We start from the raw sequence: 265 nt of genomic DNA, 5'->3' as shown, positions 1-265 counted from the left end.
GTCGGCCTGGCGTAGCAGTTCGCGGTACTGCTCGCGCGCCGCCTTGGCCTGCGCTTGCGCCGCCTCGCTCGCACGTGCCATTTTCGCCGCGCGTTCGCTCATCGCTCGCTTGCGCCCGAGCGCCTCGCTTAGCGCCTTCGCTGCGGCCACGTAACTTGCGCGCACTTCGCAAGGAGCCACTGCTGTGACGGATGCCTCGGTAGCGTCCAGGTCGTGGGTTGTTTCGGTGTTGGTCTGCATGTGTTGGCACTCCAGTTGTGACAGC

At 66.0% G+C, this 265-nt stretch carries 1 protein-coding gene; it reads right to left on the bottom strand.

Going from position 1 to position 265, the window contains the following annotated elements; translation table 11 throughout:
- Positions 1-240 (bottom strand): hypothetical protein (locus SB822_RS57915; protein ID WP_410859214.1); only part of this gene is annotated, 240 nt, incomplete at its 3' end.
- Between the last annotated feature and the right edge of the window lie 25 nt (positions 241-265).

The organism is Paraburkholderia sp. SIMBA_054 (assembly GCF_046534875.1).
Classification (GTDB): Bacteria; Pseudomonadota; Gammaproteobacteria; order Burkholderiales; family Burkholderiaceae; genus Paraburkholderia; species Paraburkholderia hospita.
Note: the sequence above shows the minus strand (reverse complement) of the source record. Positions and strands in the feature narration are given on the sequence as shown.